Origin of the sequence: Streptomyces sp. NPDC002057 (assembly GCF_040296665.1) — a bacterium.
GTDB lineage: Bacteria > Actinomycetota > Actinomycetes > Streptomycetales > Streptomycetaceae > Streptomyces.
In genome coordinates, this window is record NZ_JBEOXR010000036.1 from 44,005 (window position 1) to 68,792 (window position 24,788).

The following is a 24,788-nucleotide window of genomic DNA, read 5'->3' on the forward strand; positions in this document are numbered from 1 at the left end:
GCGCACCGCATGCGCGCCCACACCCCCCACGAGCTGTACCCGCCCCTGCCACACCGCCGAAGACGTGCGTCATGAGACCACGTGTCGAGAGGAAAGCCTCCCGTGTCTGCCAACGGAAACTCCCGCACCACCCGTAAGACGCTGCGCCGCAGCATCGTCGCCGCCGCCGCGCTGCCGCTCCTGGTCGGCGCCCTCGCCTCCTGCGGCTACGGTGCCGACGCGAAGAAGGACGAGTCCGCGGACAAGAAGGCTCCCGTCGCCGCCGACGCGAAGAAGCTCTCCGCCTCCGAGGTCCGGCTCGGCTACTTCCCGAACCTGACGCACGCCACCGCGCTGATCGGCGTCCAGGACGGCCTCATCCAGAAGGAACTCGGCGCCACGACGCTGAAGCCGCAGACCTTCAACGCCGGCCCGTCCGAGATCGAGGCGCTCAACGGCGGCTCTCTCGACATCGGCTTCATCGGCCCCTCGCCCTCCATCAACGCGTACGTCAAGTCCAAGGGCAAGAACCTGCGGATCATCTCCGGCTCCGCCTCCGGCGGCGTGAAGCTGGTCGTGAACCCGAAGAAGATCAAGACCCTGGACGACCTCAAGGGCAAGAGGATCGCCACCCCGCAGAAGGGCAACACGCAGGACGTCGCCCTCCTCAACTGGATCGCCGAGAAGGGCTGGAAGGTCGACCCCGAGTCCGGCAAGGGTGACGTCTCCGTCGTCCGCACCGACAACAAGGTCACCCCGGACGCCTTCAAGTCCGGCTCCATCGACGGCGCCTGGGTGCCGGAGCCGACCGCTTCCAAGCTGGTCTCCCAGGGCGGATCCGTCCTCCTGGACGAGACCAGCCTGTGGCCCGACAAGAAGTTCGTGATCACGAACATCATCGTGTCGCAGAAGTTCCTGACGGAGCACCCGGACGTGGTCGAGGCCGTGCTGAAGGGCACGGTGAAGACCAACGAGTGGATCAACGCCAACCCGGACAAGGCGAAGACCTCCGCCAACGAGGCGCTGAAGGCCCTCAGCGGCAAGTCCCTGGACGCCAAGGTCATCGACCCGGCGTGGCCGAGCATCGCGATCACGAACGACCCGCTGGCCGCGACGCTGAAGACCCAGTCCGAGTGGGCCGTCAAGGCCGAGCTGATCAAGCAGCCCGACCTGGCCGGGATCTACGACCTGACGCTCCTCAACAAGGTGCTCAAGGCCGCCGGTCAGCCCGAGGTCTCCGACGCCGGTCTCGGCGTCAAGTAACCGAGCCACGTCCGAGAATCCGTAACCCCAGGAGGTGACGACCATGGCCACGACGCTCGCCAAGGCTGCCGACGGCACCGTAGCGGAGCAGACGCACGCCGCCCGGATCGAGCACGTCTCGAAGTCCTTCTCCGGCCCGGCCGGTACCCAGCTCGTCCTGGACGACGTCAGTCTCGACGTCGCGCCCGGCGAGTTCGTCACCATCCTGGGGGCATCGGGGTGTGGCAAGTCCACCCTGCTGAACCTCGTCGCCGGACTCGATCGGCCGACCCAGGGGTCCATCGCGACCCCGGGCGGCCGGCCGGCCCTGATGTTCCAGGAGCACGCCCTCTTCCCGTGGCTGACCGCGGGCAAGAACATCGAACTCGCCCTGCGGCTGCGCGGGGTGCCCCGGGCCGAGCGGAAGCCGGAGGCCGAGCGGCTGCTCGAACTGGTCCGGCTCGGCGGCGCGTACGGCAAGCGGGTGCACGAGCTGTCCGGCGGCATGCGGCAGCGCGTGGCCCTGGCCCGGGCGCTGGCCCAGGACAGCCAGCTGCTGCTGATGGACGAGCCGTTCGCGGCCCTGGACGCCATCACCCGCGACGTGCTGCACGGCGAGCTCACCCGTATCTGGGAGGAGACGAACCTCTCCGTCCTGTTCGTCACCCACAACGTGCGCGAGGCCGTGCGCCTCGCGCAGCGGGTGGTCCTGCTCTCCTCCCGGCCCGGCCGGGTGGCCAAGGAGTGGACCGTGGGGATCCCGCAGCCGCGCCGCATCGAGGACGCGGACGTGGCCGAGCTGTCCCTTGAGATCACTGAACACCTGCGTGGGGAGATCCGCCGCCATGGCCAGCACTGACACCGCCGCGACGGCCAAGAAGGACGATCTCGCCGGCCTGGAGGCCGGACTGGACGCCCTGGACGCGGTCGAGATCCGCCGGACCCCGGTCCGCGAGGTCCTCGTCAAGAAGGTCCTCCCGCCCACCCTGGCCGTCGCCCTGGTCCTCGCGGTCTGGCAGATCCTCGTCTCCGCGGGGATCACCGAGGAGACCAAGCTGCCCGCGCCGTCCGCGGTGTGGGCCGGCCTGACCGACATGTGGCTCCAGGGCACCCTGCTCGAAGTCATCTGGACCAGCGTCTCCCGGGGCCTGGCAGGCTTCCTGCTCGCCCTCGCCATCGGCACCCCGCTGGGACTGCTCGTGGCCCGGGTGAAGTTCGTGCGCGCCGCGATCGGCCCGATCCTCTCCGGTCTGCAGTCGCTGCCCTCGGTGGCGTGGGTGCCGCCGGCGGTCCTCTGGTTCGGTCTGAACGACGCGATGATGTACACGGTGATCCTGCTGGGCGCCGTCCCCTCCATCGCCAACGGTCTGGTCTCCGGTGTGGACCAGGTCCCGCCGCTGTTCCTGCGGGCCGGCCGCACCATGGGCGCCACCGGCCTCAAGGGCACCTGGTTCGTGGTCCTTCCGGCCGCGCTGCCCGGCTACCTGGCGGGTCTGAAGCAGGGCTGGGCGTTCTCCTGGCGCTCGCTGATGGCCGCGGAGATCATCGCCTCCTCCCCCGACCTGGGCCTCGGCCTCGGCCAGTTGCTGGAGAACGGCCGCAACAACATCGACCTGCCCGGCGTGTTCCTGGCGATCCTGCTGATCCTGGTCGTCGGCATCGCCATCGACCTGCTGATCTTCAGCCCGCTGGAGCGGTGGGTGCTCCGCAGCCGCGGCCTCCTGGTGAAGTGAGCTCTGAACCGACCGTGAACCGCCCCGTCCTTCTCGTCATCGCCCACGGCAGCCGTGACCCGCGGCACGCGGCGACCGTCCAGGCGCTGGTGCGCCGGGCCGGCGCGCTGCGGCCGGGGCTGCGGGTGGAGACGGCGTTCCTGGACTTCAACCTGCCGTCGGTGGCGGGCGTGCTCGACCGGCTCGCCGCCGACGGGGTGCGGGACGTGGTGGCGCTGCCGCTGCTGCTGACCCGGGCCTTCCACGCGAAGGCCGACGTCCCCGCCGTCCTGCGGCAGGCCCCTCCGTCGCTGCGGATCCACCAGGCGGAGGTCCTCGGCCCCTCGCCGCTGCTGATCGCCGCGGTGGAGCGGCGGTTGTACGAGGCCGGGCTCACGCCCGGCGACAAGAGCGCGACCGGGGTCGTCCTGGCCTCGGCGGGCTCCACCGACCCGGAGGCGATCGCGGTGATCGCAGAAACGGCGCGGGAGCTGCGGCGCACCGGTTGGTGCTCCGTGCGGCCCGCGTTCGCCTCCGCATCCCTCCCCCGTACGGAGGACGCCGTGCGGGCGCTCCGTGCCGAGCCGGGCGTCCGGCGGGTGGCCGTCGCCCCGTACGTGATCGCCCCGGGCCGCCTCCCGGACCGCATCGCGGCGGGCGCGGCCGGGGCGGACGTCCTGGCCGGCGTCCTGGGCCCGTCGCCCGAGCTGGCCTCGCTGCTCCTGGAGCGGTACGACGGGGCGCGGGTGGCGCGCCGTCAGGTCGCCCGGACGGCCTGAGCGGGATTTTGGAAAAGCGAGCAACATCACGGCATCATGCGTACATCCATGGAGCCCTCTCGTGCGTCTTCTGTGAGCCGGGTCCATGTGGATCCGGAGGACATCGATTCCTATCAAGGGCAGAAGACTTTGATCACTTCGACACTGGGCGTGCGGAGCGCGGTGACCGCCACGGTCACGGCCTCGGTCGTCCTGGCCGGCGGCCTGTTCACGGGCCAGGCGTATGCCGCCGCGCCGCCGCCCGTTCCCACGATCACCGCTCCGGGCGGCTTCGTCATGAACAACGCGACGGCCAGGACGCTGTACTCGAAGACCGCGGACACCCGCCGCTCGACCGGCTCGACCACCAAGATCATGACGGCGCAGGTGGTGCTGGCGCAGAAGAACCTCAACCTGGACGCCAAGGTCACCGTCGACAAGTCGTACAGCGACTACATCGTCGCGAAGAACGCCTCCTCGGCCCGGCTCATCGTCGGTGACAAGGTGACGGTCCGCCAGCTCCTCTACGGTCTGATGCTGCCCTCGGGCTGCGACGCGGCCTACGCGCTGGCCGACAAGTTCGGCACCGGCACCACGCGGGCCGCGCGGGTGAAGTCGTTCATCGGGAAGATGAACACCGAGGCCAAGCGGCTCGGCATGACGAACACCAAGTTCGATTCCTTCGACGGAATAAGCAATGGGAGCAACTACTCGACTCCCCGCGATCTGACGAAGCTCGCGAGCAGTGCGATGAAGAACTCCACCTTCCGCTCCGTGGTCGCGACGAAGTCGACGAAGCAGAAGGTGACGACGAAGACCGGTGGCTACCGGTACATGTCGTGGAGCAACACCAACAAGCTCCTCAGCACCTACAGCGGCGCGATCGGCCTGAAGACCGGTTCGGGTCCGCAGGCCAAGTACTGCCTGGTCTTCGCCGCCACGCGTGGCGGCAAGACGGTCGTCGGCACGGTGCTCGCCTCGTCCAGCGAGACGAACAGGGCCGCCGACGTCAAGAAGCTGCTGGACTACGGCTTCAAGAAGTAGGCACCCCCGGCTGCCTCCCGTTCGCGGGAGGCAGTCCGGCGAGGGCGCGGGGCGCGGGCCCTCGTTCTAGCCGAAGTCGAGTCCGCCCGTGCGGGTCCGCTTGAGTTCGAAGAGGTCCGGGTGGCCGGCGAGGACCCGGAAGCTGTCGAAGAGTTCCGCGGCCCGGGTGCCGCGCGGGATGGCCCGCAGGACCGGGCCGAACCAGACGGTGCCGTCGACGTGGAGCGTCGGGGTGCCGACGTATCCCCCAGCCTCGGGGTCCCGGCCGGCGTCGTGGCTGCGGCGCACGGCCTCGTCGTGGGCCGGGTCGTCGGCGGCCGCGGCGAGTGCGGCGGGGAGTCCGAGTTCGGCGAGCGACTCGGCGATCACCGCGGGGAAGTCCTTCCGCTTCTGCTCGTGGATGCGGGTTCCGTACGCGGTGTAGAGCGGGCGCAGGATCGCGTCGCCGTGCTCCGCCGCGGCGGCGACCGCGACCCGGACGGGGCCGAGGGAGGCGTCGACGAGTTCGCGGTACCAGTCGGGCAGGGTGTTGCCCTCGTTGTGGACGTACAGGCTCATGACCTTGAAGCGGAGGTCGACGTCCCGTTCGCGCTCGACCTCCAGGATCCATCGGGAGGTGATCCAGGCGAAGGGGCAGGCGGGGTCGAAGTAGAAGTCGACGGCGGGGCGCGGCTCGGGCTCGGTGGTCGTCACGGCTCGAATCTAGCCAGCGAGTGGCCTGCCCCTGTGGTCCAATCGGGAGCCCCTGGGCTGGGCCACTCGGGCTCTCAGTCCTCCCGGGTCATCTCCACCAGCTTGCGCACCGTGTTCCAGTTGCGGGCGGTGACCACCAGGCCCTTGAAGACGGACGGACGGCTGACGACGTCGCCCAGTCTGGAGCGGCCGAGGCCGTCGGGGACGTGGAGGTAGAGGACCCGGTCGCCGAGGGCGAAGGCCTCGGGATGGAAGGCCTCCTGGTCGATCGCGGCGAAGCGCGCGGGGTCCGCGGGGCCGGAGAGGTAGAAGGCGTGGAGCTGCTTGCCGTCGAGGTCGGCGGCGGGGAAGGGGCAGGCGTCGGCGACGGCCGCGAGGTAGTAGCCGTCGCGGACGAGGCAGTCGACCCGGAAGCCGAAGTGGCTCTCGATCGCGTCCTCGACCTCGGTGGTGAGCCCGTCCTCGCCGGCGGTCGAGTCGGTGGTGAAGACGGCGTTGCCGCTCTGCAGATAGGTGCGGACGTGCCGGTGCCCGAGCCCTTCGAGGACGGAACGGAGTTCCGGCATCGGGACCTTGCGGTGCCCGCCCACGTTGATGCCGCGGAGCAGGAGCGCGTATGTCTGCGTCATGGGCCCAGCCTAGGCGGGCCACCGCGCCTCGTGGGGGGCGGCGCGGTGGCCGGTTCGAACACTGTCCGATCAAGGGTGGCCGGGAGAAGCCCCTTCACTCATCTGTGACTTATTCAACAAGGTTTCGTAATGACGAACCTCTCGCGACCCGATCATTTGCGCTGATAGCGGGCGAGCACCCGGTTGCCGTCCTCCACCAGGCGTTCCCGGAGTTCGGCGGCGTCGATGGCGCCGCTGTAGTACTCCTGGAAGGCCGGGGTCGCCACCTTGTCCTTCCACTCCGGGTATCCCCGCACCGCCTGCGCCGGGGCCGGCCGCAGTCGCGCGGCCACCGCCGCCCCGGTCGCCCAGCCGTCCCGGGCGGTGTGCAGGGAGGGGTCGGCGAGCGCCGCCGTACCGGTGGGCAGCATCCAGTCGCCGCGTGCGAGCCGCACCATGTTCCCGGGGCGCAGGAAGAAGTCGAGGAACTCCGCCGCCTCCTTCTTGTACGGGCTGTCCGCGGCGATGGACAGGGTCTGCGGGGAGACGCCCTGGGTGAGTCCCGCGCTCCCGGCGGGGGCGGGCAGCACCGTCCACTCGAAGCCCTTCGGGGCCTGCTGCGCGATCTGCTGCCGGTAGGCGAAGCCGAGCGGGACCATGGCGTACTTGCCGGCGAAGAAGCCGGGCAGGGTGTCGGAGCCGCCGCTGCCGAGCGTGGTGCGCGGCGCGGTGCGGTCGACGACGACCTGGTCGCGCAGGGTGCCGGGGACGACGGCGTCCTCCTCGGTGAAGCGGACGGTCACCCGGCCGTCGGCCTCGCGGTGGAAGAGCCGGCCTCCGGCCGAGAGACCGAGGTTGAGGCTGACCGAGACGGGTTCCTTGAGCGGCCAGGCGACGGCGTACCGGCCGGGTCCCATGCTCCGGGTGAGCTCCTGGGCGACCTGCCGGAACTCGGTCCAGCTCCAGGGGCTCGCCGGGGTGGGGACGCGGACGCCGGAGGATTCCAGGATCGCGCGGTTGGCGATGAGCACGCGCGGTTCCTGGAGGAACGGCACGCCGTAGATCCCGTCGCCGAAGGTGGTGGTCTCCCAGCTGCGGGCGGGGATGTCGGCCCTGAGCCGCTCGGAGAGGAGCGGACGGAGGTCGGCGAGGTCGCCGCCGTAGGCGAAGTCGGCCAGGTCGTCGGAGGCGTCGTGGATGATGTCGGGCGCCTCGCCGCCCTCGAAGGAGGTGAGGAGCTGGTCGTGGACGGAGTCCCAGCTGCCCTGGATGTAGTCGATCTGGACGCCGGGGTGGGTGGCGTTCCACTCCGCCACCAGCTGCCGGTTGGCGTCGACGGACTCCTTCTGCCAGGCGAGGGACTGGAAGCGGAGCCGTACGACCCCGTCGTCGGGCCCCTCGTCCCCGGCGGTGCAGCCGGTGAGGAGCAGGGCGAGCGCGGTGGCGAGGACAGCGATCCGTCGTCTCACGACTTCACCGCCCCGGCCAGCATGCCGCCGGTGATCCGTCTCTGCAGGAGGGCGAAGACCACGAGCGAGGGCAGGGTGGCGAGGAAGGCCGCGGCGGCCAGCGGGCCGAGGTCGGCGACGCCCTCGGCGCCGAGGAAGTGGGTGAGGACGACCGGCAGGGTCTGCTTCTCGGCGCTCTTGAGCAGCACGAGCGCGAAGAAGAACTCGTTCCACGCGGTGACGAAGGCGAAGAGCGCGGTGGCGACGATGCCGGGGACCAGCAGTGGTGCGGTGACGGAGACGAGGGTGCGGAGCCGGCCCGCGCCGTCGACGGCGGCGGCCTCCTCCAGTTCGGCGGGGACGGCCCGGACGTATCCCATCAGCATCCAGAGGGCGAAGGGCAGCGACCAGACCACGTAGACCAGGACGAGGCCGAGGACGCTGTTGATCAGGTGCAGGTTCTTGAGGATCAGGAAGAGCGGGATGATCACCAGGACGAACGGGAACGCCTGGCTGATCACCACCCAGCCGGTGGCCGCGCCCGCGAGCCTGCCCCGGTGGCGGGCCGTCACATAGGCGAGCGGGGTCGCGACGGCGACCGCGATCACGGCGGCGGAGGCCGCGGCGACCAGGCTGTTGGCGGCGGCCCTGAGCAACGGCTGCTCGTCGAAGGCCTGGCGGAAGTTGGCGAGCGTGGGGTCCTTCGGGATCCAGGTCGGGTGCAGCGAGGCCAGCTCGGGGGCGGGCTTGAAGGCGGTGGAGACCAGCCAGAGGAAGGGGAGGGCGAGGAAGGCCAGGTACCCGAGGAGGGCGAGGTACTGGCCGATCCGGGCGGGTCGGCTCGTCCGGAGGGCGCTCACCGGTCCTGGTCCCCTTTCAGACGGCGTACGAGGGAGAGGGCGATGAGCACCGAGACGGCGGCGACCATCACGCAGCCCATCGCGGCGGCGTAGCCGAACTGTCCGTACCGGAAGGCCTCCTCGTAGGCGAAGAGCATGGGGAGCCGGGTCCGGCCGCCCGGCCCGCCGTTGGTCAGGACGTAGACCAGGGCGAAGGAGTTGAAGTTCCAGATGAGGTTGAGGGCGGTGATCGCGAGGGCCACCGGTCTCAGCGCGGGCCAGGTGACGGCGCGGAAGCGGCGCCAGGCTCCGGCGCCGTCGAGGGCGGCGGCCTCGTGGAGCTCGCGCGGGGTGTTCTGGAGTCCGGCGAGCAGGGCGACGGTGGTCTGCGGCATGCCGGCCCAGACGCCGACGACGATGACGGCGGGGAGGGCGGTGGCGAGCCCGGAGAGCCAGTCGCGGCCCTCGCCGAGGCCGAGGCCGCGGAGGGTCTCGTTGAGGATGCCGGCGTCGGGGTTGTAGACGAGCCGCCACATGATGCCGACGACGACCTCCGGCATCGCCCAGGGGACGATGGCGAGGGCCCGGGCCAGCCAGCGGAGGCGGAGTTCCTGGTTGAGGAGGAGGGCGAGGCCGAGGGCGAGCAGGAACTGGGGGACGGTGACGCCGACGGCCCAGACCACGCCGATGCGGAACGAGTCCCAGAAGAGGGTGTCGTGCAGCAGGTCCTGGAAGTTGAGGGTGCCCACCCACCGGGTGTCCGAGGTGCGGCCCGACTGGGCGTCCGTGAAGGCGAGCGCGATGCCGTAGAGCAGCGGGCCGACGCTGAGCACCAGGATCGGCAGGAGCGCGGGGAGCACCAGGAACCAGGCGCCGAAGTCGGGGCCGCGCGGGCGTGTCCCGTGGGCGGCGCGCGGGGTGCGCGTCCCGCCCGGCCGCTTCGTCGCGGTCACCGCGCCCATCGGTCCGACCCCCGTCCGCCTTCTCCCGGGCCGCGTCCGGGGGACACCCGGCGCCGCCGTGGAACCCCGTCATGGTCCTGACCGACCGGAGGGCCGTCAAGGCGACCTGCGCGGTGAACTGCGCGGATGCGAGACTTTGGCTCGATCACGTGGGTGGCGGCAGAGGTAGGGAGAGGGCGATGGACGAGGCGCGGGCGCGGGAGATCCTGGCCGCGGCGGGGTTGCCGGTCGCGGAGGCGCGACTGCTGGCCCTCGGGGAGAACGCGGTCTTCGCCGTGGGGGATCTCGCCGTGAAGGTGGGCCGGGACGCCGAGGTGTTCGAGCGGGCCGAGCGGGAGCTGGCCCTCGCCGCCTGGCTCGCCGAGGCGGAGGTCCCGGCCGTGCGGGCCGCCGAGGAGAAGGCACGTCTGGTCGACGGGCATCCGGTCACCCTCTGGCACCGGCTCCCCGAGGCCGTGCGGCCCGCGGAGCCCCGTGATCTCGCGCCGCTGCTGCGGCGGGTGCACGCCCTGCCGGAGCCGGTGGGCTTCACGCTGCCGCGCCGTGAGCTGCTCGGCGGGGTCGAGCGGTGGCTGCGGCTCGCGGGGGACGCGATCGACCCGGCCGACGCGGCCTTCCTCCGCGAGCGCCGCGATGCCTTCGCCCCGGCGGCGGCCGCGCTCGCTCCGCACCTGACGCCGGGCCCGATCCACGGCGACGCCCTCCCCCGGAACGTGCTCGTCGGGCCCGACGGCCCGGTCCTGATGGACCTGGAGACCTTCTCCTCCGACCTGCGCGAGCACGATCTCGTGGTGCTCGCGCTCTCCCGGGACCGGTACGGCCTGGACCCGGCCGCCTACGAGGCCTTCACGGAGGGGTACGGCTGGGACGTGCGGGAGTGGGAGGGGTGCGCGGTGCTGCGCGGGGCGCGGGAGACCGCGAGCTGCGCGTGGGTGGCGCAGCACGCGCCGACGAACCCGAAGGCGCTCGCCGAGTTCGAGCGGCGGGTGGGCTCGCTGCGGGACGGCGACCCCGAGGTGCGCTGGTACCCGTTCTGACATCATGGGCAGCTGACCGAACCGGTGGGACAGGACGGGGTGTTGGGATGCGCGTGGAACTCTCCGAGGTGACGCTCGACGTCGAGGTGGCCGGCGAGGGACCGGCCGTGCTGCTGGTGCACGGCTTCCCCGACAGCCACCGTCTCTGGCGCCATCAGGTCCCGGCGCTCACGGCGGCGGGCTTCCGGTGCGTCACCCCGACGCTGCGCGGCTTCGGCGCCTCGGACCGTCCCGAGGGCGGTCCGGAGGCGTACCACCCGGCCAAGCACGTCGGCGACCTGCTGGAACTCCTCGCCCGCCTGGAGATCGACCGGGTCCATCTGGTGGGCCACGACTGGGGTTCGGGAGTGGCCCAGGGCATCGCGCAGGTCGTGCCGGACCGGGTGGCGAGCGCCACGCTGATGTCGGTGGGTGACATCACGGCGATCCTCGGCGCCGGCTGGGAGCAGCGGCAGCGTCTGTGGCACCTGACGATGTTCCAGCACGAGGGAGCCGAGGAGTGGCTCTCCCGCGAGGACTTCGCGCGGCTGCGTGACATGCTCGGCGAGCACCCCGACGTCGAGGAGGTCCTGGAGCCGCTGCGCGCTCCGGGCGCGCTGACCGCCGCCCTGAACATCTACCGGGCGGGGCTGCCGATCGAGGTCCAGCTGGCCGCGCCGGTGGCGCTCCCCCCGCTGTCCGTCCCGGTCATGGGCGTCTGGTCCACCGGCGACCGGTTCCTCACCGAGCGGCAGATGACGGACACCGGTGCGCACGTCTCCGGTCCCTGGCGCTACGAGCGCGTGGAGGACGCGGGCCACTGGCTCCCGCTGGACCAGCCGGGGAAGGTGAACGACCTGCTGCTCTCCTTCCTCAAGGAGAACTCCTGAGGGTCCCTCACACGGCGGCCGCGACCGCCTCGCGCAGGGGCCACGTGGCGTCGACGACCGCCTCCGTGTCGCCCTTGCGCCGCAGGAAGGCCTGGAAGTTCTCGGCCCAGAGGCGGTACCAGCCGATCTGGCGCTCGTGGAGTTCGGCCGGGTCCAGCTCGGCGACCTCGGGGTGCCGCTCGGCTATCGCGACGGCGACCCGGACGGCGGCGAGCGCGTCGGCGGCGGCCTGGTGGGCGGCTTCGAGGACCACCCCGTACTCCCCGCAGACCGCTTCCAGGTTCCGCTTGCCGCGCCGGTAGCGGTCGACCGCCCGGTCGATGGTGTACGGGTCGACGACGGGGCCGATGGGGGCGCCGCCGAGCCGCTCGGTGAGCGAGGGCAGTCCGTGGCGGCGCAGCTCGGCGGAGAGCAGCGTCAGGTCGAAGGAGGCGTTGTACGCCACGACCGGCACGCCGTCCTCCCAGTACGCGGCGAGCGCCTTCGCGATCTCGTCGGCGACCTCGCGCACCGGGCGGCCCTCGGCGGCCGCGCGCTCGGTGCTGATGCCGTGGATCGCGGAGGCCTGTTCGGGGATGCGGATCCCCGGGTCGGCGAGCCAGTCGCGCCGGCGCGTGACCTGTCCCCCGCCGCCGACCTCGATGATCGAGGCCGTCACGATACGGGCCTCCAGCGGTTCGGTGCCGGTCGTCTCCAGGTCGAAGCCGACCAGCGTTTCGCCGTGCCAAGCCATCGGGTCCTCCTTACGTGATCTCCCCCGTGGTGCTGACCACCCTCGCACGCACCACTGACAACGCCCCCGGACGCCCCCGTCGGGGGTCAGGAGACGGGCCGGGAGTCGAGCCAGACGGACTCGAATTCCTCCCGGTATGTCTCGAAAAGTCCGTGATCGCCGTCACGGAGGCCCTGTCCGTGGCGCACCACGTTCCGCCCGCCGCCGCGCAGGACGAGCACCGGCGCCTCCATGCCCCGGGCCCGGCGCAGATAGGACTGCACGACGCCGACCCCGTCCGGGCCGTCGCCGTCCACCAGGTAGGCGGTGAAGCGCGGGGTCTCGTCGAAGACGTGGATCTGGAAGGCGCCCGGGTCGCGGAGCTTGGAGCGGACCCGGCGCATGTGGAGGATGTTCATCTCGACCGAGCGGCTCAGCTCGCCCTTCTTCAGGCCGAGTTCGCGCTCACGGCGCTTGACCGCGCTGCTCGCGGGGTTGAGGAAGAGCAGCCGGGTCCGGCAGCCGGACTCGGCGAGCCGGACCATGCGGCGCCCGGAGAAGTTCTGCACGAGCAGATTGAGGCCTATGCCGGTGGCGTCGAGGCGGCGGGCCCCGCCGAAGAGGTCCTCGGCGGGCAGCTGCCGCTGGAGGCGGACCCGGTCGGGGTGGACGGAGACCACGTCCGCGTACCGGTCCCCGACGAGGTCCTCGACCGCGTCCACGGGCAGCCGGTCGGCGGAGGGCACCCCCGCGCCGCTGCCGAGGATCTCCAGGATGCGGGCGGAGGCCCGCTCGGACTGGGCGAGCACGGTCATCGACAGGGCCCGGTTGCGGGAGACCACGTTGCGCGTGACCTCCAGCTCGTCGAGGGCGAGCTCGACCTCGCGCCGGTCGTCGAAGTAGGGCTCGAAGCAGGGCCAGTGCTGCACCATCAGCTCGCGCAGCTGCGGGAGCGTGAGGAAGCTGAGGACGTTGTCGTCGGCCGGGTCGAGGAGGTAGCCCTTGCGTCGCGAGACCTCGCGGACGGCGACGGCCCGCTGCACCCACTCCTGCCCGGCGGGGCCGGCCGCGGCCACCACCCACTCCTCGCCGTGCACGGGTTCGTACACGGGCCGCAGGACGGCGGCGACCACGGCGCGGAGCCTCTGTTCGACGAGGTTCAGCCAGATGTAGGCCCGTCCGGCGCGCTGGGCGCGGGTGCGGACCTCGCTCCAGGCCTCGGCGTCCCAGTCGAGCTCCGCCCCTATCTCGACCGGGCGGGCGACGGCGACGGTGCCGGGCGGCGCGGCGCCCGGCGGCGTGACGATGCCGGACGGCGCCTCGGCGGGGTCGGCGGGACCCCCCTCGCGACCCGCATCACCTGGGGGCAGCTCCAGACCTCCCGAGCTCACCCGCGCACCGCCTTCTGCTCCTGGACGCCCGTGTCGACCGGTCCGACAACGATCAAGGAAGGGTACTCCGCGAGCGGGAGGCGGTGCAGCAGGATCGTCAGGCTCCTTCCTCAACTCCCCAGATCGGGCTGTCCGTTCTGGGAGGCGAGATCGGGCGGAGTGAGCGGATTCATAGCGGTTACGTCCCTGGGCGCGAGCTGGAAGCCCTGCCAGTGGACCGGCATCGGCTGCTGGTCCTCGTCCCGGGCGACGTGGTGGAACCCGATGTTGACCCAGACGGACGGTTTGACCAGAGTCTCCCCGTTGACCCATTTGTCCACGCTGTCTCCGGCGTTGGGCCCGCAGTTGCCGATGTTGTCGCTCGCGAACCTCTCGCAGGCCCGCGCCTGCGTGAAGTACACGTCGTGCTTGGTGAAGCCGCGCCCCGCGTGGGTGTCGGTGCGGCCGGGGACGATCTCGTACGAGCGGGCGTGGCCGTCGGCGTTCCTGCCGGTGCCGCTGACCACCCGCCACCAGCGCATGTTCTTCGCGTCTCCGGCGAGTTCCTTGGTGACGACGGTGCGCGTGGTCTTCACGGTCGGTCCGCCGCCGCCCGCGGGCGGCGCGGTGACGGTGGAGTCGAACTGCTCGATCCGGTCCCTGGTGGAGCCGTCGAGCCCGAAGTCGAGCTTCCAGAAGACGTTGTGCGCGTGGCTGGTGGCGTAGGAGCGGGCGCCCTTGCCGATGGGCCAGCCGCGGCCGTCGGTGGCGTTGTAGTCGACGGGCGAGAGGCTGCCGGTGGCACCGACGTTGGCGCCGACGGTGCCGTCGGCGGAGAAGCGCCACTCGGAGATGTACTCGTACCAGCCGACCTTGTTGACGGTGTAGACGAGCAGGTCCTTGGACTGCGCCTGCCAGACCTTGGAGCCGTTGTCGCTGGCCATGCGGTACGCGTGGCCACGCGCCCGCGTGGTGGTGCACAGGCCCTTGATCTGGCCGACCTCGGGCACCTTGACGGTGGTGAGGGTGCCGCCGGGGCACTCGGCCGGCTTGAGGTTCTGCAGGCCCCAGCCGAAGCCCGCGCCGGTGAGGTCGTCGTACTCGGCGCCGCCGTCGTCGTAGGGCACGTGGATCTGGGCGAGCCGGGCGCTGGTGAGGACCTTGATCGGGGCGGCGGCGCCGGGCGGCTGGTAGGTCACCCTGTCGAGGGTGAGCCCGGCGTCGGTGTCGTAGCGCCAGCACATCCGCCAGGTCGCTCCGCCGTCGAGCTTCTGCGTGATGCGGTAGGCGGCCGAGCAGTCGGGGACGGCCGGGGCCGCCGGACGCGACGGGGCCGGCGGGCGGGGCACGGTGGGGGCGGCGGTCGCGGGGGCGGCGGCGGCCGTGGCGGCGCCGAGCAGGGCGGCCGCGGTCAGGACGGCGCCCCTCCCGCGGGTGGGCCGGTTGCGCTGGGTGGGCATGGGAACGTACTCCCTCGTACGGAGTTGCGACAGGAGGGGACCGGGTGGCGGCGGTGGTCAGCCGACGCGGGTGACGGTCCTCGCGGAGAGGTCGACGATGAGGTTCCGGGTGTCGATCCAGGCCCCGTTGAGGACCTTGGTGACGAGCCGGACGCACCGGTGCTCCCCGCAACGGGAGAGGGACGCGGGCACGTTCGCCTCGCGGTAGGTGCGGTAGAGGTCGCCGTTGAACCACAACTGGGTGGGGGCGGTGAGCTTCTTGCCCGTGGCGTCCTCGTAGTCCTCCTTGACGCCCTTGCCGAGCGGGCTCGCGAGGATCAGCTCCAGGGCCTCGCGCAGCTCCTCGGGGTGGGCGGAGGGCTGGACCCCGCGCTGCGAGCCCGACTTCTCGACCTTCCCCGTGTCGAGGTTGACCGTCCGGGTGATGAGCTCGTCCCGCCCGTAGTCGTAGAAGCGGACCTCGGCGCGGCGCGTGGGATCCCCCGGCTGGGGGTCGGTGAGGCCGGTGCCCAGGTGCTGCGGCCCCCGGCCGCCCTCGACGTTCTGCTGGGCGGCGGCGCCGGGCGGGGTCAGTGCCAGCGTCTCGGCCCGGGCGAGCTCGTCGTCGGTGAGCGGGTCGCTGCCGACCCCCTTCCTCCCCTCGGCCGCCGCCGGGGCCACGGTCGCCGGCGGCGGCGCGGCGCCCTGCGCCGGTCCCCGCGTCCCGGTGCCGGACTCCGCCGCGCCGGCGCCGTCCGTCCCCGCCGTCCCTCCGCCGTTCGCCCCGCCGAGCGCGGTGCCCGCCGCAGGCCGGGGCCCGGTCTCCCCCACCGAGACCCCCGGCAGACCGACCGCGACCGCGACGGCGGTCCCCGTCACCGCCATGGCCGCTCCGGCCACCACCTTCCCCAGGTGGCGGCGCGCTATTTCGTACACACTTCCCCCTTTTTCCCCCTCATTGTTCTGCGGTCACCCGGTAGGACGGGGCGAAGTCCTAGGAGGTTGCCCCTCTTTCGGGCAATATCTGGCCGAAGAACACCTCTAAAACCCGGACAGAAGAGGAAGAGTCATATCCATGCAGGTCTGGCCGGGACAGGCGTACCCCTTGGGCGCCACCTATGACGGAGCGGGAACCAACTTCGCGGTCTTCTCGGAGGCCGCCCACAGGATCGAGCTGTGTCTGATCCATGACGACGGCTCGGAGACGGCGGTGGAGCTGCGCGAGACCGACGCGTTCGTGCGGCACGCCTATCTGCCGGGCGTGATGCCCGGTCAGCGGTACGGGTTCCGGGTGCACGGCCCGTACGCCCCGGAGCGCGGGCTGCGCTGCAACGCGGCGAAGCTGCTGGTCGACCCGTACGCCCGCGCGGTGTCGGGTCAGGTCAAGTGGGGCGAGGCGGTGTACGGCTACCCCTTCGGGCGGCCCGACGCGCGCAACGACCTCGACTCGGGGCCGCACACGATGACCTCGGTCGTGGTCAACCCGTACTTCGACTGGGGCGACGACCGGCGCCCGCGCACCGAGTACCACCACACGGTGATCTACGAGGCCCATGTGAAGGGCCTGACGATGCTCCACCCGGACCTTCCGGAGGAGCTGCGCGGGACGTACGCGGGGCTCGCGCACCCCTCGGTGATCGGGCACCTGAAGGAACTGGGCGTGACCGCGCTCGAACTGATGCCCGTTCACCAGTTCGTGAACGACCACCGGCTCGTGGACGCGGGGCTCTCCAACTACTGGGGCTACAACACCATCGGCTTCTTCGCCCCGCACAACGCCTACGCCTCCTGGGGCGACCGGGGCCAGCAGGTCCTGGAGTTCAAGTCGGCGGTGAGGGCGCTGCACCAGGCGGGCATCGAGGTCATCCTCGACGTGGTCTACAACCACACCGCCGAGGGCAACCACCTGGGCCCGACGCTCTCCATGCGGGGCCTGGACAACCCCTCGTACTACCGGCTCGCGGACGACCCCCGGTACTACATGGACACCACCGGCACCGGGAACTCGCTGCTCATGCGCTCCCCGCACGTGCTCCAGCTCATCATGGACAGCCTGCGGTACTGGGTGACCGAGATGCACGTGGACGGCTTCCGCTTCGACCTGGCGGCCACCCTGGCCCGCCAGTTCCACGAGGTGGACCGGCTGTCCTCGTTCTTCGACCTGGTCCAGCAGGACCCGGTGGTGAGCCAGGTGAAGCTGATCGCCGAGCCCTGGGACGTCGGCGAGGGCGGCTACCAGGTGGGCAACTTCCCGCCGCTGTGGACCGAGTGGAACGGCAAGTACCGGGACTGCGTCCGGGACCTGTGGCGGGGCGAGCCGCGCACCCTCGCCGAGTTCGCCTCCCGGCTCACCGGCTCCTCCGACCTCTACCAGGACGACGGGCGGCGGCCGCTCGCCTCGGTCAACTTCGTGACCTGTCACGACGGTTTCACGCTCCGGGACCTCGTCTCCTACAACGACAAGCACAACGAGGCCAACGGCGAGGGCAACCGGGACGGCGAGAGCCACAACCGCTCGTGGAACTGCGGTGTGGAGGGTGACACCGAGGACGTCGGGATCGCCGAGCTGCGCGCCCGCCAGTCCCGCAACTTCCTCGCCACCCTGATGCTCTCGCAGGGGGTGCCCATGCTCAGCCACGGCGACGAGTTCGGGCGCTCCCAGGGCGGCAACAACAACGCGTACTGCCAGGACAACGAGGTGTCCTGGGTGCGCTGGCCGAAGGAGAACAGCGAGGCGGAGACCACCCTGCTCCGCTTCACCCGGGCCATGGTGCGGCTGCGCCGGGACCATCCGGTCTTCCGGCGCCGCCGGTTCTTCCACGGCCGGCCCGTCGAGGGCACCCACGACGAGCTGACCGACATCGCGTGGTTCACGCCCGAGGGCGAGGAGATGACGGCCCGCGACTGGCAGGCGGCGCACGCCCAGGCGCTGACCGTCTTCCTCAACGGCAACGCCATCTCGGAGCCGGGCACCCAGGGGGAGCGGATCGCCGACGACTCCTTCCTGCTGATGTTCAACGCCTCGTCGAGGGAGCTGGAGTTCGCCGTCCCGGACAGCCACGGGGCCTGCTGGCGCACGGTGGTGGACACCTCCGACCCGGAGGGCATGCCGCCGCAGGAGGGCCCGGAGCTGGCGGGGGGCGAGCGGGTGACGCTGGCGCCGCTCAGCCTGACCGTTCTGCGCCGGCCGGTCTGAGGGAGGGTTCCTTCCCGGCGGACGGTACGGACCCGACCAGTACCGTCCAGGACAGCACCGCGCAGGCCGCGGCCGCCCCCACCGCCACCGCGAAGGCGGCGGGGGCGCCGTGGCCCTCGGCGAGCCGTCCCGAGGCGGCCAGGGCGAGGGCCTGGCCGCCGACGATCCCGCTGGTGAGGAAGGCCATGGACTCGGCGAGCCGGGCGGCGGGCACGGTCCGCTCGGTGAGCCCGAAGACGGTGATGAGGTGCGGGGCGTACGCGGCGCCGAGGACGACCACCACCGCGTAGAGCGCGCCGAGCGACCCGACGAACAGCAGCGGCACCGAGAGGACGACGAGCCCGGCGGTGGCGGCGCGCCAGCGGGTCGTGAGCCCGATCCGGGCGGGCACGGCCGCCATCGAGAGGCCGACGGCGGCGCTCATCACCCCCATCGCCGCGTAGACGAGCCCGGCCTGGGCGGGCGCGCCGAGCTCCTCGGTGAGCGCGGTGATCCCGGCCTGCGAGGCGCCGAACATGGCGCCCTGGAGGACCATCGTGCCGCGCAGGGCGTACGCCGATCCCGGCAGCCGCGTCCGTTCGGCGGCACCCGATCGGGTGGAGGCGGCGGGCTCCGGCCCCGTCGCCCGGGACGTCGGATGGAGGGCGAAGGCCGTCCCGCAGACCGTGAGCAGCAGGGCCGCGAGGAGGAGCGCGGCGGCGGGGTGGGCGAGGGCTGCGGCGAGACCGACGAGCGCGGGGCCGAGGACGAACGACACCTCGTCGAGGGTGCCCTCGAAGGAGAGCACCGTCCCGACGGTCCGGTCGTCGGCCCCGGAGCGGCGGGCGAGGGCCACCGAGCGGGTCCTGGCGAGCGGTCCGATCTGGGGGACGGTCGCCCCGGCGAGCACGCCGAGGACCATCAGCCAGGCGGTGGGCGCCTGGGCGAGCGCGCCGAGGACCAGGGCGGTGACGGCGACCGCGTTGGCGAGGGAGGCCGTGAGGACGACGCCGCGCTGGCCGCGCCGGTCGGTGAGCCGGCCGATGACCGGCCCGGCGACGGTCTGCCCGGCCGCGAGCGCGCCTCCTGTGAGGCCCGCGGTGGCGAGGGAGCCGCTCGTCTCGGCGACCAGGAGGAGGCTGCCGAGCTGGCACATGGCGGTGGGCAGCCGGCCGAGGAAGGACACGACGGGCAGGGCCGGACCGAGCAGCGAGAGGGTGTCGCGATACATCCTGAGCATCGGGCGAACGTAACGCGATGCACACGAACGGGTGCATGGGGCGATGACACAGAAGCCCTCCCGCGGGGTACGTACGTTCGCATGACCTCCCTCCCGTCCGGCTCCGCCTCCCCCTCCGCCCCGTCGCGTCCCGCCCTCCCGTCCGCCACCTACCGGCTCCAGCTCCAGCCCTCGTTCCCGTTCGCGGCGGCCGAGCGGGCCGTGCCGTACCTCGCGGAGCTCGGCGTCTCGCACCTCCACCTCTCGCCCGTCCTGGAGGCGGTGCCCGGTTCGACCCACGGGTACGACGTCACCGACCACCGGTCCGTACGGGCCGAACTCGGCGGCGAGGAGGGGCTGCGGGCCCTCGCCGCGACCGCGCGGGCGCACGGTCTCGGCCTCGTCGTCGACCTGGTGCCCAACCACATGGCGGCCTCCGCCACGCACAACCACGCCCTCCGGGCGGTGCTCCGCGACGGCCCGTCGTCGCCGTACGCCCGCTGGTTCGACGTGGACCGGGAGGCGGAGGACGGCCGGCTGCTCCTTCCGGTGCTGCCCGCCCGGCTCCCGGAGGTACGGGACCGGCTTCGGGTCTCGGGCGGGGCGCTGCACCTGGACGGGCAGGAGTTCCCGCTCCGGCCCGGCACCGAGGGGCTGCCGCTCGACGAGCTCCTCGACGCCCAGTGGTACCGCCTCGCGTGGTGGCGGCTGGCCCGTACCGAGCTCAACTACCGGCGCTTCTTCACGATCTCGGAGCTGATCGGGGTGCGGGTCGAGGACCCCGAGGTGTTCGCCGCGACCCACGCGAAGATCGTCGAGCTGGTCGCGGACGGCGTGGTCGAGGGGCTGCGCATCGACCACCCGGACGGGCTCGCCGACCCGCAGGGGTATCTGGAGGATCTGGCGGCGGCGACCGGCGGGCGCTGCTGGACGGTGGTGGAGAAGATCCTCACGGGACCGGAGACGCTGCCGGACGCCTGGCCGGTCGCCGGAACCACCGGGTACGACGCCCTGCGGCACCTCGACGGGGTCTTCACCGATCCGGTCGGCGCCGACGAACTGGCCGATCTGTACCGGGAGTCCGTCGGCAAGGCCGGGGACAGGGGCGGCCGCTGGGACGCGACCGAGCGGCGTGCCGCCTACGAGGTGGTCGGTCACGACCTGGCCGCCGAGACGGCCGCGCTCACCCGGATCGCGGAGCGGATCTGCGCCGCCGACCCCGCCCTGCGGGACCACGCGCCCTGGGCGCTGCGCACCGCGGTCCGCGAGCTCCTCGTCCGGGTGCCGGTCTACCGTCCCTACCGGACCGGCGGCGAGCAGGTGCTGACCCCGGAGGCGGCGCGGGGCGCGAAGGCCGCCTTCGCGGTTCCGGAGGAGGCGGCGGCCGTCGACGTCGTACGGGACCTGGCGCTCGGGACGCTCGGCGACGGCCCCGCGCACCGGGCGTTCCGGGCCCGGTTCGCGCAGACCTCCTCGGCGCTGCGGGCCAAGTCCGTGGAGGACACCGCCTTCTACCGGTACACCCCGCTGCTCTCGGCGAACGAGGTCGGCGGCGACGCGGGGCGCCCCGCCGTGTCCGTGGAGGAGTTCCACGCGTACTGCCTGCGGATCGCCCGGGACTGGCCCGGCACCGGCACCGTGCTCTCCACGCACGACACCAAGCGCAGCGCCGACGTCCGGGCCGCCATCGCGGTCCTCTCCCAGTGCCCGCAGGTGTGGGCGGAGCTCCTCGGGGAGGTCGCGGGGGTTCCGGCACCCGACGGTCACGTGGCCTGGACGGCCTGGCAGACGGCGTTCGGCTTCGGTGCCCCGGACCCGGACCGGCTCGGACCGGCGATCCTCAAGTCCGTGCGGGAGGCGGGGCTGCGGACCAGCTGGACGGAGCCCGACGCGGAGTACGAGCGGGCGGTGACGGAGTTCGCGGCGGCCGGTCCCGGCCGGATCCCGCTCCGCGCGGCCTCGGAGGCGGCCTTCGCGCTGGAGCCGCACATCCGGGCGCACGCGCTGGGCGCGCTCCTCACCCAGCTGACGATGCCGGGCGTGCCGGAGCTGTACCAGAACACCGAGCGGGAGTACCGGGCCCTGGTCGACCCGGACAACCGGGCCCCGTTCGCGATCGGCGCGGACGACGACCGTACGGCCCTGGTCCGCGCGGCCCTGGGCCTGCGCCGCGCGCGTCCGGCGGCCTTCGCCGCCACGGGCACGTACATCCCCCTGGCCGCCGAGGGCCCGGCAGCCGCCCACTGCCTGGCCTTCAGCCGCTCCCACCAGGTGATCACCGCCGTCACCCGGCTCCCCCTGCGCCTCTGGGAGGCGGGGGGCTGGCAGGACACCGAGCTGGTCCTGCCGCCCGGCCGCTGGGCCGATGTCCTCGACGGCGTACGGGAGTTCACGGGCGGCCCGGCGACGGAGCTGAAGCTGGCGGAGCTGTTCGCCGATCGGCCGGTGGCGCTGCTCGCACGGGCGGCCGACTGAACGCCGGCGGCTCCGGGGCACGGCGGGCGGCGGGACGGCCGCCCGGGGCCCCGGGGCTCAGCCGTGCGGACGGACGATCAGGGTCCGGGGCGCGCGGGTGATGAGACCGGTGGGGACGGGGCGGAAGCCCTCGGCGAGACGGAGCCGGGGCATGGCCCTGAACAGGGCCCGCAGCGCGTACTCGGCCTCCAGACCGGCCAGGACGACGGCCGGGCAGAAGCCGCTCCCGTAGGTGAGCTGGCCCGGGTCGTCGCGGAACGGGTCGAAGCGGTCGGGATCGCGGAAGCGCTCCGGGTCCCGGCCCGCCGAGCCGACCAGCAGGGCGACGGACGCGCCGGCCGGGACGGCGCCCCCGCTCACCGGGACCTCCGCGCTCGTACGGCGCACGGCGATCTGCACCGGCGGGTCCCGGCGCAGCGACTCGGCCCAGGCGCGGCCCACCAGGTCGGCGGGCGCGTCACGGAGGGCGGCGACCTGGTCGGGGTCCGCGAGGACGTTGCCGAGGAACGAGGCCAGGGCCTTCTCCCGTACGGCGATCTGGCCGCCGCACTCCCCCGCCAGGGCACCGGCCGCCTTGCCCCGCACCAGCCGCATCATGTCCCGGTACGGGACGCCGACGGCGGCGGCGACGGTTCCGGCGGGCAGCCAGTGGCAGAAGTCGGCGACCAGGTCGGCCTGCGGCCGCTCGGCGATCCGGCGCGCCAGGACGTAGGCGGTGCGTTCGGTGACCGAGCGCAGGGCCTCCACGTCGACGTCGACGTGGGCCCGCGCGCAGGGCGGGTCCCCGGGCCGGTGCCCGTGCGTGAAGCGGCTGTCGGTGAAGGCGGTGGCCACGTCCGCGTACCGGCTGAGCACCCAGGCCCGCAGCAGCGGGTCGTAGGTGAGCGGGAACTCCTCGCGCAGGGTCCGGTGGATCGCGTGCGGGTCGCGCGAGGCGCCGGGGTCGAGGGGGCTCGGGGCGACGGTCCTGGCACCGGGGCCGTGGGCGCCGCCCAGTCCGGCGGGTCCCTCGGCGGTCGGATCGGGCGCGGTCCGCACCCGGCCCGCCGCGGAGGCGCGACCGCCCCGCACGGGGGAGGCGGCCGGGACGGGGACGGGCTCGGGCGAGGGCGAGGCGGCGGGGGCGGCCGGGGCGGGCTCGGGCGAGGAGGACCGGACGACCGTCCGCGCGCCGGTGCGGCCGGGGGTCCCGGGCGTCGCCGGAGCCATGGCCGGCAGCCGCGTCCAGGCGTCTCCCGGCGGCGTCTCCGGCCGGTCGTGCCCCGTTCCCGTCTCCGGCCGGTCGTCGTCTGTGCCGCGGCCCTGCTCGCGGTTCGGCTCGTCGGACATCGCGCCCCCTGTCGGTCGGCGGTGGGTGCCGCGGCCGGAGATCGTGGCGCGCGTCCCCCCAGCCCATCACCGGGCGCTCCGCACCGCCCGCCGCATACCGCCGAACGGGTGAACGCGTGCACATGAGGGGCCGGACGGGGGGACCAGGCGGTCGTGGCGCCTCGCGGCTACTCGAGCGACAGCCGGAACGACATCTGGCCGAAGCCGACGACGTCCCCCGCCCGCACCACCACGGCGCCCGTGACCCGCCGCCCGTTCACGGTCGTGCCGTTCGTCGAGCCGAGGTCGCGCAGCACCCACAGCCCGCTCTGCAGCGAGAGCTCGGCGTGCAGCCGGGAGGCCGTCTCGTGGCTGAGCCGGAGTCCGTTGACCGGGTCACGGCCTATCCGCAGGGGATGCGGGCCGGGCAGGGGCAGCAGCAGCTTCGGCAGCCGCTCCGCGTGCCAGGCGCGCCCCAGCTTCGCCGTGAACGCCGACATCCGCTCGACCACGCCCACCACGCGCCGGGACCAGGTGCCCTCGGTCCTCAGGTCGGCGGTGAGCAGGGCGAGTTCGTCCGGCCTCCTGGCCTGGAGCGCGCGCTCCATCCGGAAGACGAACGTGTCGTGCGAGAGGCGGCCCTGCGCGGCGCCCTCACGGAGCAGCACCAGCGCGCGGTCCCGCTCGGCGTCGGTGAGCCGAGGGGTGTTCGCCGGAAGCTCGAAAGGGGTCGTCACACCCGTGATTGTCGGTCCGCCGGGCCCGAAGTGTCCAGAAGGGCCCCGGCGAGGAAACTCCGTACCCGTCGTTCAAGATCGCTGTTACCGTCTGCCGTCTTCCGAAACACCGATCCCCCGGGGGAAACACCACGTGACCACGCCCGACCAGCAGAACCGCGGCGCCGCCGTCGAACGCGACCTCGTCATCCGTCCGCTCGCCGGACCCGAGGAACTCGACCTGTTCCTCCGTCTCACCTACTCGCTCGACCACGAGGTGGCCGACGACCTCGCCACCGGCCGCCGCCGCCCCGAGTGGATGTGGGTCGCGCTCGACGGCGACCGGCTGCTCGGCCGGCTCTCCTGGTGGGTGAAGACGGCCGGCGGCGAGCCCCAGATGCTCGACTTCCTCGACCTCGCCCCGGAGTTGTCGCCGGAGGAGCGCGTCGAGGTCGGCCTGCGGCTCCTGGAGACCGCCACGGCCGCGGTGATCCCGGCGGACCGGCAGCGCCCGGAGTTCGAGCGGTACATGCCGGCGGAGTGGCGCGAGGTGCCGGAGACCCGGTCCGTCCTGGAGTCCGTCTTCGGCGCCCTGGAGCGGACGGGCGCCCGCCCCCTCGTCGAGCGGCTCCGCCTGGAGTGGCGGCCCGGCACCCCCGTACCGGAGCCGAAGGGCCGGCTGGAGTTCCGCCCGGTGCGGGACCGCGAGGACCTGGTCGCCCTGATGACCCCGGTGATGGAGGGCACCCTCGACGCGCACGGGCAGGCCGATCTGGCCTCCGGCCTGTCGCCGCGGGAGGCGGCCGAGCTGCACTACGACGAGGAGTTCGCGCACTACACCTCGCCCCACGAGTGGTGGCGGGTGGCGCAGCTGCCGGAGAGCGGTGAGCCGGTCGGCTTCGTCGTCCCCGCGCGCAACAACTACCACCACACGATCGCGTACATCGGTGTGCTTCCGGCGCACCGCGGGCACGGCTACAGCGACGACATCCTGGCGGAGGGGACGCGGATCCTGGCCGCCGCCGACGTGCCCCGGATCCGGGCGGCGACGGACCTGGGCAACATGCCGATGGCGGCGTCCTTCGCCCGAACGGGCTATGTGACGTTCGAGCGCGCGATCAACTACGTGTGGGACGCGCCGGGCGTGGCGGACTCCTGACTGCCAGGATGGTCGCGGTAGTCA

The 24,788-nt window shown here is 72.8% G+C and carries 22 protein-coding genes; 10 read left to right on the plus strand and 12 right to left on the minus strand.

Annotated elements, in window-relative coordinates; genetic code table 11:
• The first annotated feature begins 102 nt into the window (after positions 1 to 102).
• The 5 genes from ABT129_RS25235 (at position 103) to ABT129_RS25255 (ending at position 4,735) form a co-directional block, all read left to right on the plus strand.
• Positions 103 to 1,242: an aliphatic sulfonate ABC transporter substrate-binding protein gene (locus tag ABT129_RS25235; RefSeq protein ID WP_351905755.1), complete on the plus strand. Its 1,140-nt coding sequence runs from the start codon at positions 103 to 105 to the stop codon at positions 1,240 to 1,242.
• 43 nt (positions 1,243 to 1,285) lie between these two features.
• Positions 1,286 to 2,080, plus strand: a complete 795-nt coding sequence (locus tag ABT129_RS25240) for an ABC transporter ATP-binding protein (protein WP_351905758.1) — start codon at positions 1,286 to 1,288, stop codon at positions 2,078 to 2,080.
• The gene (locus ABT129_RS25245) at positions 2,067 to 2,954 is read left to right on the plus strand and encodes an ABC transporter permease (protein ID WP_351905761.1); all 888 of its coding nucleotides are present in this window, start codon (positions 2,067 to 2,069) and stop codon (positions 2,952 to 2,954) included. The genes ABT129_RS25240 and ABT129_RS25245 overlap by 14 nt, the downstream gene beginning before the upstream one ends.
• A gap of 14 nt (positions 2,955 to 2,968) precedes the next feature.
• Entirely contained in the window at positions 2,969 to 3,712 is a 744-nt protein-coding gene (locus tag ABT129_RS25250; RefSeq protein WP_351905854.1) for a sirohydrochlorin chelatase, read from the plus strand.
• 132 nt (positions 3,713 to 3,844) lie between these two features.
• Positions 3,845 to 4,735, plus strand: a complete 891-nt coding sequence (locus ABT129_RS25255; RefSeq protein ID WP_502981899.1) for a D-alanyl-D-alanine carboxypeptidase family protein — start codon at positions 3,845 to 3,847, stop codon at positions 4,733 to 4,735.
• A gap of 66 nt (positions 4,736 to 4,801) precedes the next feature.
• Here ABT129_RS25255 and ABT129_RS25260 read toward each other — a convergent pair whose 3' ends face one another.
• The 5 genes from ABT129_RS25260 to ABT129_RS25280 form a co-directional block, all read right to left on the minus strand.
• Complete coding sequence (locus ABT129_RS25260; protein WP_351905764.1) at positions 4,802 to 5,428, minus strand: DsbA family protein; 627 nt, start codon at positions 5,426 to 5,428, stop codon at positions 4,802 to 4,804.
• 74 nt (positions 5,429 to 5,502) lie between these two features.
• On the minus strand, positions 5,503 to 6,057 hold the full coding sequence (locus ABT129_RS25265) for a DUF1697 domain-containing protein (protein ID WP_351905767.1): 555 nt from the start codon (positions 6,055 to 6,057) through the stop codon (positions 5,503 to 5,505).
• A gap of 152 nt (positions 6,058 to 6,209) precedes the next feature.
• A complete protein-coding gene (locus ABT129_RS25270) occupies positions 6,210 to 7,505 on the minus strand; it encodes an ABC transporter substrate-binding protein (RefSeq protein ID WP_351905770.1) in 1,296 nt (431 codons plus the stop codon).
• On the minus strand, positions 7,502 to 8,344 hold the full coding sequence (locus ABT129_RS25275) for a carbohydrate ABC transporter permease (RefSeq protein ID WP_351905773.1): 843 nt from the start codon (positions 8,342 to 8,344) through the stop codon (positions 7,502 to 7,504). The genes ABT129_RS25270 and ABT129_RS25275 overlap by 4 nt, the downstream gene beginning before the upstream one ends.
• Positions 8,341 to 9,285 (minus strand): carbohydrate ABC transporter permease, encoded by a 945-nt coding sequence (locus ABT129_RS25280; RefSeq protein ID WP_351905776.1) that lies wholly within the window; start codon positions 9,283 to 9,285, stop codon positions 8,341 to 8,343. The genes ABT129_RS25275 and ABT129_RS25280 overlap by 4 nt, the downstream gene beginning before the upstream one ends.
• Positions 9,286 to 9,464: 179 nt before the next feature.
• Between ABT129_RS25280 and ABT129_RS25285 the strand changes: the two genes are divergently transcribed.
• Together ABT129_RS25285 and ABT129_RS25290 are read left to right on the plus strand one after the other, a co-directional pair.
• Positions 9,465 to 10,322: a phosphotransferase enzyme family protein gene (locus ABT129_RS25285; RefSeq protein ID WP_351905779.1), complete on the plus strand. Its 858-nt coding sequence runs from the start codon at positions 9,465 to 9,467 to the stop codon at positions 10,320 to 10,322.
• Positions 10,323 to 10,369: 47 nt separating this feature from the next.
• Complete coding sequence (locus ABT129_RS25290; RefSeq protein WP_351905782.1) at positions 10,370 to 11,191, plus strand: alpha/beta fold hydrolase; 822 nt, start codon at positions 10,370 to 10,372, stop codon at positions 11,189 to 11,191.
• A 7-nt stretch (positions 11,192 to 11,198) separates the two neighbouring features.
• Here ABT129_RS25290 and ABT129_RS25295 read toward each other — a convergent pair whose 3' ends face one another.
• The 4 genes from ABT129_RS25295 to ABT129_RS25310 form a co-directional block, all read right to left on the minus strand.
• Positions 11,199 to 11,924 (minus strand): 3'-5' exonuclease, encoded by a 726-nt coding sequence (locus tag ABT129_RS25295; protein ID WP_351905785.1) that lies wholly within the window; start codon positions 11,922 to 11,924, stop codon positions 11,199 to 11,201.
• Positions 11,925 to 12,010: 86 nt separating this feature from the next.
• Positions 12,011 to 13,294, minus strand: coding sequence for a DUF5919 domain-containing protein (locus ABT129_RS25300; protein ID WP_351905788.1), 1,284 nt, complete (start codon positions 13,292 to 13,294; stop codon positions 12,011 to 12,013).
• A gap of 110 nt (positions 13,295 to 13,404) precedes the next feature.
• Positions 13,405 to 14,733, minus strand: coding sequence for a copper amine oxidase (locus tag ABT129_RS25305; protein ID WP_351905791.1), 1,329 nt, complete (start codon positions 14,731 to 14,733; stop codon positions 13,405 to 13,407).
• 57 nt (positions 14,734 to 14,790) lie between these two features.
• Positions 14,791 to 15,648 (minus strand): Tat pathway signal sequence domain protein, encoded by an 858-nt coding sequence (locus ABT129_RS25310; RefSeq protein ID WP_351905794.1) that lies wholly within the window; start codon positions 15,646 to 15,648, stop codon positions 14,791 to 14,793.
• A 139-nt stretch (positions 15,649 to 15,787) separates the two neighbouring features.
• Between ABT129_RS25310 and glgX the strand changes: the two genes are divergently transcribed.
• Positions 15,788 to 17,908, plus strand: coding sequence for a glycogen debranching protein GlgX (gene glgX, locus ABT129_RS25315; RefSeq protein WP_351905797.1), 2,121 nt, complete (start codon positions 15,788 to 15,790; stop codon positions 17,906 to 17,908).
• Here glgX and ABT129_RS25320 read toward each other — a convergent pair.
• Entirely contained in the window at positions 17,877 to 19,118 is a 1,242-nt protein-coding gene (locus ABT129_RS25320) for an MFS transporter (RefSeq protein WP_351905860.1), read from the minus strand. The two genes, glgX and ABT129_RS25320, sit on opposite strands and share 32 nt — an antisense overlap.
• A gap of 90 nt (positions 19,119 to 19,208) precedes the next feature.
• Between ABT129_RS25320 and treY the strand changes: the two genes are divergently transcribed.
• On the plus strand, positions 19,209 to 21,581 hold the full coding sequence (treY, locus tag ABT129_RS25325) for a malto-oligosyltrehalose synthase (protein WP_351905800.1): 2,373 nt from the start codon (positions 19,209 to 19,211) through the stop codon (positions 21,579 to 21,581).
• Positions 21,582 to 21,638: 57 nt separating this feature from the next.
• Here treY and ABT129_RS25330 read toward each other — a convergent pair whose 3' ends face one another.
• Positions 21,639 to 22,910, minus strand: coding sequence for a cytochrome P450 (locus ABT129_RS25330; RefSeq protein WP_351905803.1), 1,272 nt, complete (start codon positions 22,908 to 22,910; stop codon positions 21,639 to 21,641).
• Positions 22,911 to 23,077: 167 nt separating this feature from the next.
• Entirely contained in the window at positions 23,078 to 23,626 is a 549-nt protein-coding gene (locus tag ABT129_RS25335; protein WP_351905806.1) for an FHA domain-containing protein, read from the minus strand.
• 133 nt (positions 23,627 to 23,759) lie between these two features.
• Between ABT129_RS25335 and ABT129_RS25340 the strand changes: the two genes are divergently transcribed.
• On the plus strand, positions 23,760 to 24,764 hold the full coding sequence (locus tag ABT129_RS25340) for a GNAT family N-acetyltransferase (protein ID WP_351905809.1): 1,005 nt from the start codon (positions 23,760 to 23,762) through the stop codon (positions 24,762 to 24,764).
• Positions 24,765 to 24,788: the final 24 nt, after the last annotated feature.

Coding starts and splice junctions, on each gene's coding strand:
- ABT129_RS25330 (WP_351905803.1), bottom strand. CDS start 22,910: ATGTCCGACGAGCCGAACCGCGAGCAGGGCCGCGGCACAGACGACGAC.
- ABT129_RS25280 (WP_351905776.1), bottom strand. CDS start 9,285: ATGGGCGCGGTGACCGCGACGAAGCGGCCGGGCGGGACGCGCACCCCG.
- ABT129_RS25240 (WP_351905758.1), top strand. CDS start 1,286: ATGGCCACGACGCTCGCCAAGGCTGCCGACGGCACCGTAGCGGAGCAG.
- ABT129_RS25290 (WP_351905782.1), top strand. CDS start 10,370: ATGCGCGTGGAACTCTCCGAGGTGACGCTCGACGTCGAGGTGGCCGGC.
- ABT129_RS25265 (WP_351905767.1), bottom strand. CDS start 6,057: ATGACGCAGACATACGCGCTCCTGCTCCGCGGCATCAACGTGGGCGGG.
- ABT129_RS25295 (WP_351905785.1), bottom strand. CDS start 11,924: ATGGCTTGGCACGGCGAAACGCTGGTCGGCTTCGACCTGGAGACGACC.
- glgX (WP_351905797.1), top strand. CDS start 15,788: ATGCAGGTCTGGCCGGGACAGGCGTACCCCTTGGGCGCCACCTATGAC.
- ABT129_RS25305 (WP_351905791.1), bottom strand. CDS start 14,733: ATGCCCACCCAGCGCAACCGGCCCACCCGCGGGAGGGGCGCCGTCCTG.
- ABT129_RS25245 (WP_351905761.1), top strand. CDS start 2,067: ATGGCCAGCACTGACACCGCCGCGACGGCCAAGAAGGACGATCTCGCC.
- treY (WP_351905800.1), top strand. CDS start 19,209: ATGACCTCCCTCCCGTCCGGCTCCGCCTCCCCCTCCGCCCCGTCGCGT.
- ABT129_RS25320 (WP_351905860.1), bottom strand. CDS start 19,118: ATGTATCGCGACACCCTCTCGCTGCTCGGTCCGGCCCTGCCCGTCGTG.
- ABT129_RS25285 (WP_351905779.1), top strand. CDS start 9,465: ATGGACGAGGCGCGGGCGCGGGAGATCCTGGCCGCGGCGGGGTTGCCG.